9 protein-coding genes are annotated in these 14,944 nt (G+C 69.9%); 3 read left to right on the plus strand and 6 right to left on the minus strand.

What is annotated here, in order from left to right; translation table 11 throughout:
* Positions 1-5: 5 nt before the first annotated feature.
* Entirely contained in the window at positions 6-215 is a 210-nt protein-coding gene (locus tag ACIOD2_RS14100; protein ID WP_323334015.1) for a CbtB-domain containing protein, read from the minus strand.
* A gap of 193 nt (positions 216-408) precedes the next feature.
* Between ACIOD2_RS14100 and ACIOD2_RS14105 the strand changes: the two genes are divergently transcribed.
* Complete coding sequence (locus ACIOD2_RS14105) at positions 409-1,308, plus strand: ROK family protein (RefSeq protein ID WP_400538050.1); 900 nt, start codon at positions 409-411, stop codon at positions 1,306-1,308.
* A 332-nt stretch (positions 1,309-1,640) separates the two neighbouring features.
* Here ACIOD2_RS14105 and ACIOD2_RS14110 read toward each other — a convergent pair whose 3' ends face one another.
* The 4 genes from ACIOD2_RS14110 to gltB form a co-directional block, all read right to left on the minus strand.
* Positions 1,641-2,426 carry a DeoR/GlpR family DNA-binding transcription regulator gene (locus ACIOD2_RS14110; RefSeq protein WP_400537639.1) on the minus strand — a complete coding sequence of 262 codons (786 nt, stop codon included), beginning with the start codon at positions 2,424-2,426 and terminating at the stop codon, positions 1,641-1,643.
* Between the two features lie 50 nt (positions 2,427-2,476).
* Entirely contained in the window at positions 2,477-3,874 is a 1,398-nt protein-coding gene (locus ACIOD2_RS14115) for a Dyp-type peroxidase (RefSeq protein WP_400537641.1), read from the minus strand.
* 246 nt (positions 3,875-4,120) lie between these two features.
* Positions 4,121-5,572, minus strand: coding sequence for a glutamate synthase subunit beta (locus ACIOD2_RS14120; protein WP_400537643.1), 1,452 nt, complete (start codon positions 5,570-5,572; stop codon positions 4,121-4,123).
* Positions 5,565-10,136 (minus strand): glutamate synthase large subunit, encoded by a 4,572-nt coding sequence (gene gltB / locus ACIOD2_RS14125; protein ID WP_400537645.1) that lies wholly within the window; start codon positions 10,134-10,136, stop codon positions 5,565-5,567. The genes ACIOD2_RS14120 and gltB overlap by 8 nt, the downstream gene beginning before the upstream one ends.
* A gap of 532 nt (positions 10,137-10,668) precedes the next feature.
* Between gltB and ACIOD2_RS14130 the strand changes: the two genes are divergently transcribed.
* Together ACIOD2_RS14130 and ACIOD2_RS14135 are read left to right on the plus strand one after the other, a co-directional pair.
* Entirely contained in the window at positions 10,669-11,301 is a 633-nt protein-coding gene (locus tag ACIOD2_RS14130; protein WP_400537647.1) for a YigZ family protein, read from the plus strand.
* A gap of 283 nt (positions 11,302-11,584) precedes the next feature.
* Positions 11,585-14,305 (plus strand): GH92 family glycosyl hydrolase, encoded by a 2,721-nt coding sequence (locus tag ACIOD2_RS14135; RefSeq protein ID WP_400537650.1) that lies wholly within the window; start codon positions 11,585-11,587, stop codon positions 14,303-14,305.
* Positions 14,306-14,345: 40 nt separating this feature from the next.
* Here ACIOD2_RS14135 and ACIOD2_RS14140 read toward each other — a convergent pair whose 3' ends face one another.
* Positions 14,346-14,912, minus strand: coding sequence for a GNAT family N-acetyltransferase (locus ACIOD2_RS14140; RefSeq protein ID WP_400537652.1), 567 nt, complete (start codon positions 14,910-14,912; stop codon positions 14,346-14,348).
* Positions 14,913-14,944: the final 32 nt, after the last annotated feature.

Genomic DNA, 14,944 nt, shown 5'->3' on the forward strand with positions numbered 1-14,944 from the left:
GCCGATCAGTGGCAGGGGAAGGCCAGCAGGTGCCGGCCGTCGTGCACGAACTCGTGGACGTACATGTTCGCGAAGATCGAGGTGGCGCCCTGTTCGGCGCTCACGAAGTAGACCGCGATCAGGGCGAGGAGCACCACGAACACCGCCCACGGGACGATCTCACGGATCGGGATCCGGACCGGGAGCGGAACGGCGGGAGCTGCCGCTTGCGACATGGTGGGGGCCTCCTCGGGCTTTCGCGGCCTCATCGGGGTTCATACGACGGTCCGGGTCTGGCTTCCCCCTGGCGGGGGTCACAGTGGCGCGACCGCGCGGACTTGCACCGCGTTCCGGAATTCGTCGTCTTGCCGGTTGAGCGTAGGTCCGCACTTCCGGGCCCGTCAATGTGACAATGCGCCGGTGACTCGAATGGTGGCGGCCCTCGACGTGGGCGGTACGACGATCAAGGCGGCGCTGCTCGACGAGCAGCTGCAGCCGAAGGCGACGCTGCGGGCCGAGACGGCGCGCAGCGCGGACGGCACGGCGCTCGCCGCGCAGGTGGCGCAGATCGTGGCTTCGTTGTCGGAGCAGGCCGGCACGGGGACACCCGCGGCGGTCGGCGTGGTGGTGCCGGGGATCGTCGACGAGGAGACCCGGATCTGCCACTTCTCGGCCAACCTCGACTGGCGCGAGGTCCACTTCGGCGAGCTGCTGGAGGACGAGGTCGGGCTTCCGGTGGCGTTCGGGCACGACGTCACCGCGGGCGGCATCGCCGAGTTCCGCGTCGGCGCCGGGCAGGGGGTGCGGAACGCGGCGTTCATCCCGGTCGGCACCGGAATCGCGGCCGCGCTGCTGCTCGACGGCCGGATCCACCGCGCGGGCGGGCAGGCGGGCGAGGTCGGCCACATCGACGTCGGCCACTCGCTGAAGTGCGGCTGCGGCGCGATCGGCTGCCTGGAGGCGATCTCGTCGGCGGCGGCGATCGCCCGCCGCTACACCGAGCGCACGGGCCGCCCGGCCGACGGCGCCCGCGAGGTGGTGGAGCTGGCCCGCCACGGCGACGAGGTGGCGGAGGAGGTGGTCCAGGACGCCCTGGACGGCCTCGGCCACGGCATCCGCACCCTGCTGACGCTGCTCGGCCCGGAGGTGATCGTCCTGGGTGGCGGCCTGTTCACGGCGGCGGACTACGTCCTCGAGCCGGTGCGCGACTGGCTGGCCTCGCACCTGACGTTCCAGAAGATGCCGGAACTGCGGATCGCGAAACTGGGGGACGAGGCGGGACGGCTGGGCGCGGCGCTGCTGGCCTTGGACCGGCTGGCGGCGCTCTGACGGCAAGGGCTTTCGGTTTGTCGGGATTGTGGCTCGGCCCGCTGATCCCCGGTCCGTCGCCCCTGAGGATCACTGCCCGGCGGTGTGTCAAGTCGCTTGTCCACAGCCGGGCAGTTGTCCACAGATTCTGCGCGGGCGGGTTTTCGCAGGTCAGGGCCGATAGACTGGACAGGGGACGCCCCCCGGGAAGGGTGGGGGCTGCTCTGGGGCCGCCCGGTGTCCACACTGGGGCTGGGAAGAGCGGTGGGCCGCGACGTCGATCGCAGCAGACGGGCCCGTGCCGGCACAGCACCTGGCGCCGGGCTGCGAAGGCGCTCCGGCGACCTAGCCGCTCAGGCCGTCACGACCTCGACTCCCGCCGCTTTGAAGGCCGCTACCTGCTCCGGGTCCGCGCCCGAATCCGTGATCAGCTGGTGGACCGCCGTGGTGTCGCAGATGCGGGCGAACGCGTGGCCGCCCAGTTTGCCGCTGTCCGCGATCACCACCACCTGGCGCGCCCGCGAGGCCAGGAGCCGGTTGATGCTCGCTTCGCCTTCGTGGTGGGCGTACGCGCCGCGCTCGGCGTCGAACGCGTCGACGCCCAGGAACACCAGGTCCAGGGTGATCTGGTCGAGGAACAGGCTGGCCAGCGGGCCCGTCAGCTCGAACGAGTGCTGCCGGGCCACGCCGCCGGTGACCACGATCTTGATGTTCGGCCGCACCGCCAGCTCGTGGGCGATGTTGAGCGCGTTCGTCACCACCGTCAGCGCCGGGGAGCCGTCGCGCTCGGCCAGTTCCGGGCGCAGGGCCAGCGCGCGGGCGACCTCGGTGCTCGTCGTGCCGCCGTTGAGGCCCAGCACCATGCCGCGCTCGACCAGCCGTGCGGCGGCCGCGCTGATGCGCTGTTTCTCGGGCGCATTGCGCGCGGCCTTGTGCCGCAACGGCAGGTCGTACGCGACGTTGCTCGCCACCGCCCCGCCCCGGGTGCGGGTCAGCAGCCGGCGGCCGGCCAGGTGGTCCAGATCCCGCCGGATCGTGGCGGGGGAGACGTCGAGCTCCTCCGCGGAGGCCTCGACGTCGATCTTGTCCCGCTGCCCCACCATGTCCAGCAGTGCGCTGAGCCGTTCGTGCCGGTCCAACCCAGTCCCTTTCGCCGCACTTCACCCAGAGCGACCAAGGTACCGGGTAATCAGAGCGAGCGGAGGAACGCCAGCGACGGCATGAAGAAGTACTCGCCGCCCTTGAGCGTCACCGACTGCGGCACCGGCTCCGCCGTGCGCTGGGCCGAGCCGCCCCAGTCGACCGTGTAGTCGGACGGTGCCCGGGTGCCCTGGCCGATCACCGGGTCCAGGCCCGGGGTGACGCCCTCGACGATCGGGAAGCCCGGGTTGTCCGCCCAGATCGCCTGGGTGAACTCGAACTGGTTGCCCAGCACCGAGTTGAAGGCCATGAACAGCAGCCCGACCCCGCCGCTCGGGCGCGCGGCCGGCGGCAGGTCCGCGTTCGGGTCGTCCGGGCGCTCGCCGTAGGTGACGCCGCGGCGGGCCATCAGGTGCAGCCGCTCGCCGGGCGGCTCCTCGGCGCCGCCGGAGCCGCGCGGGTTCGTCTTGCGGATGTGCGCCTGGAACGGGCACTTGAGCGCGGCGCGGTCGCTGTCGTAGGTGAAGTTGTTCGAGACCGGGCTTTCGGCGCCGTCCTCCCGCTGGGTGGTCAGCGGCGTGCCGTCCTCGAACCGGCCGATGATCATCGCACCGGCGCGCTCGCGGTCGTCGCCGGTGAGGCCGAGCGTGTCGGCCAGATCCGATTCCGCCTGCTTGAACCGGCGCACGTTCTGTTCCAGCTTGCGGAAAACGAAGTAACTGCCGAAATGCACCTCCGGATCCGGTGCCGCGGTGTCGGCCACCAATACCTGGGAAAGCGGCGCCGCCGGGTTCCACACGTTGATGCCGTCCGTGTTGTTCTTTTCCGCGTCGACGTCTTCGGTCAGGAACAACGGCTGGCTCCGGCCGTCGACGTACCCGAAGTGCTCGATGCCCTCGCCGCGCGCGTTGACCCGGCCGAGCCCGGTCTCCTCCGCCGCGACCGTGACGGAGTCCGGCAGCAGGTCGAGGATCTCGTTGCGCCGCGCGGTCATCGCCTTGTCGGTGGCGTCCCCGATGAGCACCACGGCGTGGATTTCGCTGTGGTAGCCCGGATCGAACGTCGAGCGCGGCGGGTCGTTCAGCCGCCGCCGGGTGTCCGGCGCCGTCATGCCGCGCAGGAACGCCTCGTCCTGCGGGAAGTTCTCGACGCCGAGCACGCGGTAGCCCGCCGCGGTGAGCCCGGCTCCGACGTACGGTGTTCCGGCGGCGCCGCCGCTCTTGAACCCGCCGACCTCGGTGAGGTGGTCCTTGGCGGACTTCATCTTCCCGGTGGCCGCGACGAGGAAGGCCCGCGCCTCCGCCGGGTCGGCGAACGTCAGGAACAGCGCCGAAAGGTGATCACGCACGTGCGCCTTGAGGATGTTCGGCTGCAGTTCGCCGAGCATCGTCGCGGCGTCGCCGCTCGCCGTGGTCCAGGACAGTGTGGTGGACAGATCGACAGGCATCAGGGTCCCCTCCCCAAGTAAACCGCCTCGCGGCGGTACCCGGCCGGCGTCTCCCCTTCGGCCGGCCGGGCCCCCTGAGCACAGAATGCAACGAACCGGCGGCCTCGCGCCACCGGTTCGGCGATTTCACACGAAAGATTAAGTTGAACGCGAAAACGGAAACGCGGGTCCGCGTTTCCGTGCAAAACGGCCGTGGGGCAGCGCCGGCGGAGGTGGCGACTTTGGCACCCCCGCCGGCGCCGGGCTCTAGGCGATCGGCCGGTCCGTCGGAGCGATCGGCGCGGGCAGGATGCCGCGCCCGGTCAGGAACGCGTCGACGCCCGCCGCCGCGGAGCGGCCTTCGGCGATGGCCCAGACGATCAGGGACTGGCCGCGGCCCATGTCGCCCGCGACGAACACGTTGTCCAGGCTCGTCTTGAACGCCTTGTCGCGCGCCACGTTGCCACGCGCGTCCAGCTCGACGCCGAGGTCCTCGACCAGGCCCTGCTTCTGCGGCCCGAGGAACCCCATCGCGAGCAGCACGAGCTGGGCGGGCAGCTCGGTCTCGCTGCCCTCGACGGGGACGAACTTGCCGCCCTCGTTGCGCACCTCGACCAGCTTCAGCGCCCGCACCCGGCCGTCCGGGTCGGCCACGAACTCCTGCGTGTTCACCGAGTACAGCCGCTCGCCGCCCTCTTCGTGCGCCGAGGACACCCGGTAGATCATCGGGTAGGTCGGCCACGGGTGGGCGTCGGAACGGGCCTCCGGCGGCCGCGGCATGATCTCCAGCTGCGTCACCGAACGGGCACCCTGGCGGTGCGACGTCCCGACGCAGTCCGCGCCCGTGTCGCCGCCGCCGATCACGACGACGTCGAGGCCCTCGGCCGAGTACGGCGAGACGTCGAGGTCACCCGAGGCGACCCGGTTGGCCGGCGGCAGGAACTCCATCGCCTGGTGGATGCCGTCGAACTCCCGGCCGGGGATCGGCAGGTCGCGCCAGTCGGTCGCGCCACCGGCCAGCACCACGGCGTCGTACGAAGACTGCAGCTCGTCGACGGACACGTCCACGCCGACGTTCACCGAGGTGCGGAACTCCGTGCCCTCGGCCTCCATCTGCGCGATCCGCCGGTCCAGGCGGTGCTTCTCCATCTTGAACTCGGGGATGCCGTAGCGCAGCAGCCCGCCGATCTTGTCGGCCCGCTCGAGGACCACGACGCTGTGGCCCGCGCGCGTGAGCTGCTGCGCCGCGGCGAGACCCGACGGGCCCGACCCGACGACCGCGACCTTCTTGCCGGTGCGCGCCTCGGGCACCTCCGGCGTCACCCAGCCTTCGGCGAAGGCGCGGTCGATGATGGAGATCTCGACGCGCTTGATGGTCACCGGGTCGTCGTTGATCCCGAGCACGCACGCGGTTTCACACGGGGCAGGGCACAGGGTGCCGGTGAACTCCGGGAAGTTGTTGGTGGCGTGCAGCCGGTCGGCCGCCTGCTGCCAGTCCTCCCGCCACACCAGCGTGTTCCACTCCGGGATCAGGTTCCCGAGCGGGCAGCCCTGGTGGCAGAACGGGATGCCGCAGTCCATGCAGCGGCCGGCCTGCTTCTCCAGCTTCGTCGACGCGAAGTCCTCGTAGACCTCGCGCCAGTCCATCAGGCGCAGGTCGACCGGACGCCGCTTCGGCTCTTCGCGCGTGGTGGTCAGAAAGCCCTTGGGGTCAGCCATGTGCGGCCTCCATGATCGCCTCGTTCACGTCGCGCCCGTCCCGTTCGGCCTGCACCTGGGCGGCGAGCACGCGCTTGTAGTCCTTCGGCATGACCTTGCCGAACCGGTCGACGCCGGCGTCCCAGTCGGCGAGCAAGGCCCGCGCGACCGCGGATTCCGTTTCGTTGTAGTGCTTTTCGAGGGCCTCGCGCAGGAAGTCGGCGTCCTCGGAGTCGAGCGGGTCGATGTCGACCATCTCCGGGTTGACGCGGTGCACCGGCAGGTCCAGCACGTACGCGACCCCGCCGGACATGCCGGCCGCGAAGTTGCGGCCGATCTGCCCGAGCACGACCATCCGGCCGCCGGTCATGTACTCGCCGCCGTGGTCGCCGACGCCTTCGACGACGGCCAGCGCGCCCGAGTTGCGCACGCAGAACCGCTCGCCGACCTTGCCGCGGATGAAGATCTCGCCGCTGGTCGCGCCGTAGGCGATCACGTTGCCGGCGATGATGTGCTCCTCGGCGGCGTACTGCGCCTCCTTCGGCGGGCGCACGATCAGCCGGCCGCCGGAGAGACCCTTGCCGACGTAGTCGTTGCCGTCGCCGTAGAGCCGCAGCGTGATGCCCTTCGGCAAGAACGCGCCGAACGACTGGCCCGCGGTCCCGGTGAAGGTGACGTCGATCGTGTCGTCCGGCAGCCCTTCGCCGCCCCACCGCTTGGTCAGCTCGGACCCGAGCATCGTGCCGACGGTCCGGTTCACGTTGCGCACCGGCAGTTCCAGCCGCACCTTGTCACCGGAGTTCAACGCACCCTCGGCGAGCTGGATCAGTGTGTTGTCGAGCGCCTTCTCGAGCCCGTGGTCCTGCTGCGTCTGCTGCAGCCGCAGGCCTGCCGGAGCCATGTCGGGCACGTGGAAGATCGGCGACAGGTCGAGCCCGGAGGCCTTCCAGTGGTCGATCGCCTTGCGCTTGTCGAGGAACTCGGCGTGGCCGACGGCCTCGGCGATCGTCCGGAAACCCAGCTCCGCCAGGTACTCCCGGACCTCCTGGGCGATGAACTCGAAGAAGTTGACGACGTACTCGGCCTTGCCGCTGAACTTCTCGCGCAGCTTCGGGTTCTGCGTCGCGACCCCCACGGGGCACGTGTCGAGGTGGCAGACGCGCATCATGATGCAGCCCGACACCACCAGCGGCGCGGTCGCGAAACCGAACTCCTCGGCGCCGAGCAGCGCTGCGATGACGACGTCGCGGCCGGTCTTGAGCTGGCCGTCGGTCTGCACCACGATCCGGTCGCGCAGCCGGTTGGCCAGCAGCGTCTGCTGCGTCTCGGCCAGGCCCAGCTCCCACGGGCCGCCGGCGTGCTTGATGGACGACAGCGGCGACGCGCCCGTCCCGCCGTCGTGACCCGAGATGAGCACGACGTCCGCGTGCGCCTTCGAGACGCCCGCCGCGACCGTGCCGACGCCGACCTCGGACACGAGCTTCACGTGGATGCGCGCGCGGGGGTTGGCGTTCTTGAGGTCGTGGATCAGCTGGGCCAGGTCCTCGATCGAGTAGATGTCGTGGTGCGGCGGCGGTGAAATGAGCCCGACACCCGGCGTCGAGTACCGCGTCTTCGCGATCCACGGGTACACCTTCGCGCCGGGCAGCTGCCCGCCTTCGCCGGGCTTCGCGCCCTGCGCCATCTTGATCTGGATGTCGTCGGCGTTGACCAGGTACTCGCTCGTGACGCCGAAACGCCCCGACGCGACCTGCTTGACCGCGCTTCGCCGCTCCGGGTCGTAGAGCCGCTCCGCGTCTTCGCCGCCCTCGCCGGTGTTGGACTTCCCGCCGAGGCGGTTCATCGCGATGGCGAGGGTCTGGTGCATCTCCATCGAGATCGAGCCGTAGGAGATCGCGCCGGTGGCGAACCGTTTGACGATCTCCGAGACCGGTTCGACCTCGTCGATCGGCACCGGCGCGCGCTTGCCGTACCGGAAGTCGAACAGCCCGCGCAGCGTCAGCAGCTTCTCGGCCTGGTCGTCGACGGCCTTCGTGTACTCCTTGAAGACGTCGTACTTCCCGGACCGCGTGGAGTGCTGGAGCTTGAACACCGTCTGCGGGTTGAATAGGTGTGGCTCACCTTCGCGGCGCCACTGGTAGTCGGCGCCGGTCTCCAGCTCGCGGTGGGCGGCGCGGACGCCGTCGGCCGGGAACGCGTAGAGGTGCCGCTTGGCGACCTCGTCGGCCAGCGTGCCGAAGCCGACGCCGCCGAGGCGCGAGGTCGTGCCGGTGAAGCAGTTGTCGACGACCTCTTCGCCGAGCCCGATCGCCTCGAAGATCTGCGCGCCGGTGTAGGACGCGACGGTCGAGACGCCCATCTTGGACATCGTCTTGCGGACGCCCTTGCCCAGCGCCTTGATCAGGTTCTGGGTCGCCTCCTTCGGCGTCACGCCCGGGATCAGGCCCTGGTGGGCCATCTCCTCGACGGTCGCCATCGCGAGGTACGGGTTGACCGCGGCGACGCCGTAGCCGATGAGAAGCGCGATGTGGTGCACCTCGCGGGCGTCACCGGCCTCGACGATCAGGCCGACCTGCGTGCGCGTCTTCTCGCGGACGAGGTGGTGGTGCACCGCGCCGGTCAGCAGCAGCGACGGGATCGGCGCGTGGTTCTCGTCGACCCCGCGGTCGGACAGCACGATCAGCCGTGCGCCGTCCTCGATCGCCTCGGACACCTCGGCGCGGATCTCGTCGAGGCGCTGGACGAGCGCCTCGCCGCCGCCGTGGACGTTGTACCGGCCGAGCACGGTGACGGCCTGGAACTCCGGCAGCGTGCCGTCGTCGTTGACGTGCACGAGCTTGGCGAGCTGGTCGTTGTCGAGCACCGGGAACGGCAGCGCGATCCGGCGGCACGACGCCGCGTCGCCGACCAGCAGGTTCGGCTCGGCGCCGATCTGCGTGCCGAGCGCCGTCACCAGCTCCTCGCGGATCGCGTCCAGCGGCGGGTTCGTGACCTGCGCGAACAGCTGGATGAAGTAGTCGAACAGCAGCCGCGACCGGCTGGACAGCGGCGCCAGCGGCGAGTCGTTGCCCATCGAGCCGATCGGCTCCGCGCCGGTGCGGGCCATCGGCTCGAGGATCGTTTCGAGGTCCTCCTCGGTGTAGCCGAACGCCTGCTGGCGGCGCACGAGCGCGGCGTGCAGCGGCACCTCGCGGTCGCGCTCGGGCAGGGCGTCGAGGTGCAGCAGGCCGGCCTCGACCCACTCGTCGTACGGGTGCGCCGTGGCGAGCTCGCCCTTGATCTCCTCGTCCTCGACGATCCGGCCGGCCTCGGTGTCCACCAGGAACATCCGGCCGGGCTCGAGACGTCCCTTGCGGACGATCGTCGCCGGGTCGATGTCGAGCACGCCGACCTCCGAGGCGAGCACGACGAGACCGTCGTCGGTCACCCAGTAGCGGCCGGGGCGCAGGCCGTTGCGGTCGAGCACCGCGCCGATCTGGCTGCCGTCGGTGAAGGCGACCAGCGCCGGGCCGTCCCACGGCTCCATCAGCGTCGAGTGGAACTCGTAGAAGGCGCGCCGCGCGGGGTCCATCTCCTGGTGGTTCTCCCAGGCCTCCGGGATCATCATCAGGACGGCGTGGGGCAGCGGGCGGCCGCCGAGGTGGAGCAGCTCCAGGACCTCGTCGAAGGACGCCGAGTCGCTGGCGCCGCGCGTGATCACCGGGTAGATGCGCTTGAGGTCACCCGGGATCAGGTCGGTCTCGAGCAGCGCCTCGCGGGCGTCCATCCAGTTGCGGTTGCCGCGCAGGGTGTTGATCTCGCCGTTGTGCGCGACGTACCGGTACGGGTGCGCCAGCGGCCACGACGGGAAGGTGTTGGTGGAGAAGCGGGAGTGCACCAGGCCGAGCGCGCTGGTGACCCGCTCGTCGGTCAGGTCGGCGAAGAACCGCTCGACCTGCGGCTCGGTGAGCATTCCTTTGTAGACGATGGTGCGCGACGACAGGCTGGGGAAGTAGACGTCGTCGTCGACCAGTTCGTGCTCGGCGCGCTTCCGGACGCAGAACGCGCTGCGCTCGATGTGCAGCGGGTCCGAATGCTCCGGCTTCGGGCGGCGCGCGGCGAGGAACAGCTGCGTGAAGTGCGGCATCGTCTCGGCCGCGGTCGGCCCGCAGTGCTCGGGGTGCACCGGCAGCTCGCGCCAGCCGAGCACGCGCATGTCCTCTTCGGCCGCGATGCGCTCGATGGTCGTCATCGCCCGGCCGCGGCGTTTTTCGTCCTGCGGCAGGAAAGCGGTGCCGACGGCGTAGGTGCCCGGTTCGGGCAGCGCGAAGTCGACGACCTCGCGGTAGAACTCGTCCGGGATCTGGATCAGGAGCCCGGCGCCGTCCCCGGTGTCCGGTTCGGCGCCCCGCGCCCCTCGGTGCTCCAGGTTGCGCAACGCGACCAGGGCCTTCGAGACGATGGCATGGTCCCGGCGCCCGGTGAGATCGGCGACGAACGCGACACCGCAGGCGTCGTGTTCGTATTCGCTCCGGTAGAGGCCGTTGGCCTCGGCGTTGCTGAGCTGCTCCCCCGACGGGGGGAGGGCGCTGGCACGGTGGGTCACGGCTGGCCGCCTCCCAAGGCGTTGGCGTGACCGGTACTCACCTCATCGAGTGGTTCGAACTGAACCGGTTAACGAAGTAGTCCGGTAGCGCGATGGTCAGTCGAGAACAGTTGCTGTTGTCGAAGTGCAAGATGCCGCGGGGGATCGGCCGGGCTGAGAAGCCCGGAAACCGGACGCGGGTCATCTGGGAGGCCGCACAACGCTGGGCAGCCGAACATGTCGGTCCTGCGTGCGCGCGAAGACAGACCACTGTGGTGGGGGTCAGCCGGAGCGCGCGGTGTTACTCCCGGGTTCGCCGGGTCTTATGACGATAGTGTGAATTCGCTGTTATCGACATACGTCGTTGTCCCCGGGTGGGAAATGCCACGCTTGCGTTGACGACCCCCGGGGTAGTCCCATATGCCGGGCCGGGCCTCCCATTTGCTCGTCGAATATGCCTCTGACCTGCGGAAACGTCCGTCCCAAGTGGTCTGATGCGGGTGTTGCGACCCAGCCCGGGGGTGGCAAGCTGGGTACATGGTGAACCCGTCCGATGACTGATCGTTATCTCTCCGTGGCTCGACAGGGCAGCCACGAGGTGGAGATCAAGCGCTCCCGGTTCCTCTGCGCGCTCGCTCCGGTGACGTCGGAGGACGCCGCGCGGGAGTTCATCGCGGGCCGCAGGCGCGCCGATCCGGGTGCCCGGCATCACTGCCACGCCTTCGTTCTCGGGCCCGACGGGCGCACTCAACGTTCCAGTGACGACGGCGAACCGGCCGGCACCGCGGGCACGCCGATGCTGGAAGTGCTGCGCCGCCGCGAGTTGACGGACACCGTCGCGGTCGTGGCGCGTTACTTCGGCGGGGTGCTGCTCGGCGCGGGCGGGCTCATCCGCGCGTACGGACAGGCTGTCGCACAAGCGATCGACGTTGTAGGCGTACTAGAACACCGTCGACTCAAGGTGTTCGAGGTCGCGGTCGGCTACGACCGCGCCGGCCGCTTGGAGAACGACCTGCGCGCGTCGCGGTACGTCCTGCGCGCGACCCGCTTCGACGAGCTCGCGCGCTTCGAGATCGGCCTCGCATCCGATGAGGACACGGAGTTCCACGGCTGGCTCGCCGACCTCACGAACGGCGAAGCCACGGCGACCGAACTCGGCGAGCACTGGGTCACCGCGGGCTCCTGACTGCGGACCACCACCGGGCAGTGGGCTGACCGTTCGCGGATTCGCTTGGCGCACAACGGTGATTCGGACTTTCGGTGCTACCGCGGAGGTATTCGCCCGTGGCACCATGTCCCTTCCCCGACCCCCGGATCACCACCCCGCCCCCGACGCGGGCCGCGCACCACCTCCATCACCACATCGGCCTCACCAGCCCCGAAAAGCCGAGCTTTCGCTACGAAAGTGCGGTTCGAGGCGCGAGGTGACAACGTTGTCATCGACTGCGTGACGAGGAGAGGAAGGTTTCATGTCCGGACCACTGTCCAGGTTCAGGAGACGGCTTCGGGGAGCGGCGCTCGCCGCGGTCCTCGCCGGCGCGGGGCTCGCCGCCCTGCCCGCCCCGCCCGCCGGCGCCGCGGCACTCGCCCTTACGCAGTACGTGAATCCCTTCATCGGCACGGACAACAGCAACTCGCCCAACCCGGTGCCCGGCGGGGCCGGCGGCAGCACGTACCCGGGCGCGGTCGTGCCGTTCGGGATGACGCAGTTCAGCCCGGACACCCCGACCGGGTCGCCGTCCGGCTACCGCTACGGCGACACCAGCATCGAGGAGTTCAGCCTCACCCACTTCAACGGCGCGGGCTGCCCCAACAACGAGGACCTCGGCCTGCTGCCGATCACCGGCGCGATCGGCACGTCGCCGGGCACCGGCTGGACCGGGTACGCCGGCCGCTACACGAAGGCGAACGAGTCGGCCGCGCCCGGCTACTACAAGAACAAGCTGGACAACTACAACACGACCGTCGAACTGTCGGCCACCAAGCGGTCCGGCTTCATGAAGCTGACCTACCCGAACACGACGACCGCGCGGCTGCTGGTCAACCCCGGCCGCAGCGCGACCGGCAACCGCGCCGGATCCGTCAGCATCAGCGGCAGCCAGCTCACCGGCTCGGCGACCGGTGGCGGCTTCTGCGGTTCGTCCAAGACGTACCAGATCTTCTACGTGATCCAGTTCGACCGCGCGCCCAGCGGCTTCGGCACCTGGCTCGGCGGCACGGTGAACGCCGGGTCCGCGAGCAGCAGCGGCACGAACGCCGGCGGCTACGTCACGTTCGACACCTCGAGCAACGCAGTGGTGCAGGCGAAGGTCGGCATCTCGTTCGTCAGCCTGGCCAACGCGCAGGCGAACCTCGCGGCCGAGAACCCCGGCTTCGACTTCGCCGGGATCCGCGCCGCGGCCGACACGAGCTGGAACACCATCCTCAACCGCGTCCAGGTGACCGGGGGTGCCGCCGCGGACCTGCAGAAGTTCTACACGGCGCTGTACCACGTGTTCCAGAACCCGAACATCGCCAGCGACACCAACGGCCAGTACCGCGGGTTCGACCAGGCGATCCACACGGCGACCCACACCGTCTACCAGAACTATTCGGGCTGGGACATCTACCGGTCCTGGGCCGCGCTGATCGGGCTGGTTGCACCCAGTGAGGCGAGCGACATCGCGAAGTCGATGGTGCTGGACGGCCAGCAGGGCGGGCTGCTGCCCAAGTGGTCGCACAACAACAACGAGCACTTCGTGATGACCGGTGACCCCGGGCCGATCGTCGTCGGCAGCATGTACGCCTTCGGTGTCCGCGGCTTCGACACGGCCGCCGCGCTGACGCTGATGGACAAGAGCTCCAACGGCGGCACCGCGCAGGGGCAGTCGATCCGCGGGCGCCAGTCCGGGTACGTCAGCCGGCACTACGTCACCGAGGACCCGTCGGACTCGCTCGAGTACTCGGCGTCGGACTTCGCGGTGGCGCAGTTCGCCAAGTCCGTCGGTGACACGGCGAAGTACACCACGTACATGCAGCGCGCCCAGTGGTGGCAGAACGTGTTCGGGACCGACTCCGGCTACGTCCAGCCGCGGGGCAGCACCGGCACGTTCGCCTGGCCGGTCGTGCCGTCGAGCAACAGCGGCTACACCGAAGGCAACCCGTCGCAGTACACGTGGATGGTGCCCTACAACTACCAGGGCGTGATCAACCTGATGGGTGGCAGCAAGACCGCCGTCCAGCGGCTGGACCACCACTTCACGCAGCTCAACGGCGGCCTCACCCAGCCGTACTTCTACATCGGCAACGAGCCCGAGCACGGGGTGCCGTGGGCGTACAACTACGCCGCCCACCCGCAGGGCACCAGCTCGGCGGTGCGGCGCGTGATGAACGAGTCGTTCACCACCGGCGCGGGCGGGGAGCCCGGCAACGACGACCTCGGCGCGACCTCGGCGTGGTACGTCTTCGCCGCGCTGGGGATGTACCCGGCGACCCCGGGCGCGGACGTCCTCGCCCTGCACGGCCCGCTGTTCCCGTCGGTCTCGATCATCCGCCCGAGCGGCACGATCCAGATCAACGGCAGCGGCGCGGGCCAGGGCTCGCAGTACGTGCAGAGCCTGAGCGTCAACGGCGTTTCGACGACGAAGTCGTGGATCCGCTACGGCGACATCGCGGGTGCGTCGACGCTGAACTACACGATGGGCTCGTCGGCGAGCGCGTGGGGCACGAACGCGGCGGACGTCCCGCCGTCGTACAACGACGGGTTCACGCCGCCGGCCGCCGCGCCGGAGCTCGGCACGAACCTGGCGCAGGGCAAGGCGGCGACGGGTTCGGCGGCGTGCGCCTCGTCCGAAGGCGCGGCCAACGCCGTCGACGGCAGCCTGGCGAACAACAGCAAGTTCTGCACCACGGCCGCCACGAAGTTCCTCCAGGTGGACCTCGGGTCGGCGCAGAACGTGTCCTCGTTCGTCGTCAAGCACGCCGGCCTCGGCGGTGAGACCACGGGCTGGAACACCGGCGCGTTCACGATCCAGACGTCGACCGACGGCACGAACTGGACGTCGGTCGCGACCGTGACCGGCTCGCGGGCCAGCCGCACGTACCACCCGATCACGACCCGGTCGGCGCGGTACGTGAAGCTGAACATCACCACCCCGGCCAACGACGGCAACGGCGCGGCCCGGATCTACGAGTTCGAGGCCTACCGCTGAGTCACCGGGGACTCGTGGGTGCCGCCTGGGTGGGCGGCACTCACGAGTCCCTGGCCCACTGCTCGCGGGTGATCGCGTATTCGACCTCGCCGTGCTCCGAACCCGGGGCACGTTCGTGCTCCGGGAACTCCTCGAAGTACGTGCGGACGAACGTCATCCCCAGTTTCTCCATCACGCGCCGCGAACGCTGGTTCACCGTCATGGTGAACGCCGTGACGCGCTTGACCCCCAGGTCCTCGAAGCCCTTCGCGAGCAACGCGGCCGAGCCTTCGGTGCCGTAGCCCTTGCCCCAGGCGGACTGGTGCAGCCGGTAGCCCAGCTCGGGTTCGTCCGGTGGATCGGCCGGCCGCGGCCGGTAGTGGAACCACCCCAGGAAATCACCGGTCGGCTTCTCGATCGCGGCCCAGAACCCGTAACCGGGGAAACGCTCGTAGTAACCGAGGAACGCGGGAAGATCGAGCGTGACGATCTCGGTGCGATCCGCGGGACTGCCCCCATTGAGGTACTTCATCACCGCGGGGTCGTTGTAGAGCTCGTACAACGCGTCCGCGTCGTTCTCGGTGAACCGGCGCAGGATCAGCCGCTCGGTTTCGAGGAATACGTGCATCGGATGATGCTGGCAGTGCCCCCACTGCATGG

It is taken from the genome of Amycolatopsis sp. NPDC088138 (assembly GCF_044741685.1).
In the GTDB taxonomy this organism is placed as follows: domain Bacteria; phylum Actinomycetota; class Actinomycetes; order Mycobacteriales; family Pseudonocardiaceae; genus Amycolatopsis.